The organism is Clostridium sp., from assembly GCF_051654825.1.
In the GTDB taxonomy this organism is placed as follows: Bacteria; Bacillota; Clostridia; order Clostridiales; family Clostridiaceae; genus Clostridium.
Genome location: NZ_JBOFYU010000236.1, coordinates 1 through 3740 on the forward strand (window position 1 = coordinate 1; position 3740 = coordinate 3740).

Below are 3740 nucleotides of genomic sequence, written 5' to 3' on the forward strand. Positions count from 1 at the left end.
ATATGAATTTTCTTTGTTAACCTTTAGTAAATCTATTATTTTTATCATTCTTGCCGTTATCAAATATTTCTCCCCCTGGTGCTCACCTCCCATGACTCTATGATACTCTAGTAAAATCTAGGAGATAAGATATATATTTCGTAATATTTTTTTCCAAATTTTAAAAGTCATATATAAATTTTTATTAAATTTAATGGTTCCTCTAAACTTTTAGTAAATTATGTAATCTTTTCCATTAATAATTATATATTTATATGTAATTTAATTCCACAATTATTTACAATAAAAGACTGTATTAAACTAACCTTTTAACTAAGATAAATTATATGAATCTTTTACATAAACAATCTTTCTTAGTGCTTTTGTTTTAATACAGCCTCTTTAATAATTTAATTAACTACTTAACCTTAAATTACTGGATAACTCTTCAATAGAACTAACTCACCCTTTATTTCATAATCTCCTAAATATGCAGGTATTAAATAGCTATCACCCTTTTTTATTTTTTCTTTATTAAATCCATTTCCTACTATTTCTCCATCTCCATCAACACAAGTTATCATATGAAATCTATCACTATTACTTTTATCTTTAAAACTATTATTTACACTTATTTTTTCAATTCCAAAATATTGATTTTCACATAATAATGAAGTTTTATATCCATTATGGTTTTCTTCCTTATTTAAAGAAAGATTTTCACATGTTAAGTTAAAATCTATTACATCTAAAGCCTTATTTATATGCATTTCTCTAGGTCTTCCATAATCATATACCCTATATGTAACATCGCTATTTTGCTGAATTTCAGCTATTATAACCCCTTCACATATAGCATGTACTAACCCACTATTAATTAAAAAAGCATCACCTTTTTTTACTTCAATTTTATTTAAATAATCTTCAACTTTTCCTCTTTTTATTCCCTCTTTAAATTCTTCCTTTGAACACTCCTTTGTTCCAACTATTAAGCATGCTTCAGGCTTTGCATCCATTACATACCAAGCTTCTGTTTTACCATAGTCACCTTCATGCTTAGCTGCATACTCATCTCCTGGGTGAACTTGTACTGATAATTTTTCCTTTGAATTTATAAGCTTTATTAATAAAGGTAGCTTTTCTAAAGTTATCTTTTCTCCAACTAAACTATGCCCAAGGATTTTTATTAAATTATCAAATCTTTCTCCTACATAATCACCATTTTCAACAATTCCTATTCCATTTGGATGGCAAGCTATATCCCAAGTTTCTCCTATATCTCCTTCAGGTAGATTGTCTCTAAACTCTTCAAAGTCTCGTCCTCCCCATATCTTTTTGTAATATAAGTTTTCAAATTTAATTGGATACATAATTACTCCCCCTGATATTTATATCTATTCTCACTCTTTTTATCTTCTTAAGGTTATTCTCTTATGTATTTATTTGGTAGTTTCAACTTTCGCAAAAAAATATTACAAATTATCTATCTATAATGTTTTTACAATTCCTTGTACAATAAATGTATGCTAAAGAATTAGTAAAAAGAAAAAATAATTTATAAATAAACATATTTGTGGGAGGGTTTTATATGAAAATAGTAGCAGTTACTGCATGTCCATCAGGGGTTGCACATACTTATATGGCAGCTGAATCATTAGTTTTATCAGGTAAAAAATTTGGTGTTGAAGTTATGGTTGAAACCCAAGGTGGAGCTGGAATTGAAAATCAATTAAAAGAAAATGACATAAAGGAAGCATGTTGCGTAATATTAACTAACGATATATCTATAAAAGGCGAAGAAAGATTCGCTGGTAAAACAATAGTTAGATTAGGAGTATCTGATTTAGTAAAAAAATCTGATGCTGTAATTAAAAAAATTAAAACAAAATTTGAATAATATTTTTTGTCACTGCCCTTAATACTTTTAAATAAGAAAGGATGTTGTAGAAAATTTCTTCTACAACATCCTATTTTTTTATCTTTATATTATTTAAAAATCAACCTTACTTCCGTCATAAGTACATTTAAATAACTTAGCCATTGTTTCATCATCAATTTCTCTTGGATTAGATCCTGTACATGCATCTAAAACTGCATTATGTGAAACAAATTCTAAGTTTGCATTAAAGTCATCTTCTTTTACACCATATTCTTTTAGTGTATGTGGAATTTTAAGCTCTGTATTTAAATTATTAATCATTTCTATTAATGAATCCGTCAATTCTGCATTTGTATTTCCACTTAGCTTTAATACCTTTGCAATATCTGAATATCTTTCTTCACACTTTGTTCTATTATATGCAATAACATAAGGTAAGAATATAGCATTTGCACAACCATGTGGTATATGGAATACAGCTCCTGTTTTATGTGCCATAGAATGCACTATACCTAGTAATGCATTAGAAAAGGCCATACCTGCTAAGCATTGAGCTTCATGCATTAAATTTCTAGATTCTTTGTCACCATTAAATGAGTTAATTAAATTTTCTTTTACCATTTCTATAGCTTTCATTGCTAATGGATCTGTAAAATTTGACCTTAGTGATGCTGTGTATGCTTCTATTGCATGAGTTAAAGCATCCATTCCTGTATGAGCAACTAATTTTTCCGGCATAGTTTGAGCTAACTCTGGGTCAACTATTGCTATATCAGGTGTTATATTAAAATCGGCTAAAGGATATTTTATTTTTGCCTTATAATCTGTAATTACTGAAAATGCTGTAACTTCTGTAGCTGTTCCACTAGTAGATGGAATTGCTACAAATTTAGCTTTTTGTCTTAACTCAGGTAATCCAAATGGAACTATAGCCTTTTCAAAAGTAAAATCTGGGTATTCATAGAATATCCACATTGCCTTAGCTGCATCTATAGGAGAACCTCCCCCCATTGCTATAATCCAATCTGGATTAGATTTCCTCATAGTCTCTGCACCCTTCATAACTGTTTCTACTGATGGGTCTGGCTCAACCCCTTCAAATAATTCTACTTCCATTCCAGCTTCTTTTAAATAATCTTCAACCTTTTGTAGAAAACCAAATTTTTTCATTGATCCTCCACCTACTACTACAAAAGCCTTTTTTCCCTTTAGTGTTTTTAAAGTTTCTAATGCTCCATCTCCATGATATATGTCTCTTGGTAATGTAAAGCGTGCCATAATTTCTCCTCCCTTTTTAATAAATAATAATATGTCGTTGAATCTATATGATTACTAACTTTAAATATGTTAATTTTAATATGTCAATTTAGCCTTCTCTCTATATATACTCTTGATTATTAATATTATTACTAAAATTAATATATTTATTACTAAATAGTTATTCCCTCCATTTATGTCTTTTATTTAATATATCTAATTTATTGTTCATAGAATTTTATTTATTAAAATTGCATTTTTTATATACTATCATCATATTTTTAAAACATCCTATGATTTAAATATTAAAAGGAGTGCCTATGAATAAAAAATCATTTGTAATTTTTATATCAACAATTATTATTTCCTTTACTATAGGAATTTTTTATTTTTCATCCAAACAAACTTATATAGGAAAAGCTGTAGATAGCTATAAGAATGTACCGGTTTATTATAATGGATTGATTTTTACAGATACCTTTGGAGAAAATTATAGTAATGATGGATATTACTATGGCTATAAGTGGCAATGCGTCGAATTTGTTAAAAGATTTTATTATGATGCAAAAAATCATAAAATGCCAGATTTATATGGAAATGCTAAAGACTTTATCGATTCTAATTT

At 27.9% G+C, this 3740-nt stretch carries 3 protein-coding genes and 1 pseudogene; 2 read left to right on the top strand and 2 right to left on the bottom strand.

Annotated elements, in window-relative coordinates:
- Positions 1 to 407: 407 nt before the first annotated feature.
- Complete coding sequence (locus ACRDBA_RS14310) at positions 408 to 1349, bottom strand: type I phosphomannose isomerase catalytic subunit (RefSeq protein WP_438573606.1); 942 nt, start codon at positions 1347 to 1349, stop codon at positions 408 to 410.
- Between the two features lie 218 nt (positions 1350 to 1567).
- Between ACRDBA_RS14310 and ACRDBA_RS14315 the strand changes: the two genes are divergently transcribed.
- Positions 1568 to 1876: a PTS fructose-like transporter subunit IIB gene (locus ACRDBA_RS14315; RefSeq protein ID WP_438573607.1), complete on the top strand. Its 309-nt coding sequence runs from the start codon at positions 1568 to 1570 to the stop codon at positions 1874 to 1876.
- Between the two features lie 93 nt (positions 1877 to 1969).
- Here the strand turns inward: ACRDBA_RS14315 and ACRDBA_RS14320 are convergent, their stop codons facing one another.
- Complete coding sequence (locus tag ACRDBA_RS14320) at positions 1970 to 3136, bottom strand: iron-containing alcohol dehydrogenase (protein ID WP_438573608.1); 1167 nt, start codon at positions 3134 to 3136, stop codon at positions 1970 to 1972.
- A gap of 299 nt (positions 3137 to 3435) precedes the next feature.
- On the opposite strand from ACRDBA_RS14320, the pseudogene ACRDBA_RS14325 reads away from it, so the two are divergent.
- A pseudogene (locus tag ACRDBA_RS14325) lies at positions 3436 to 3740 on the top strand (CHAP domain-containing protein); the annotation flags it as partial.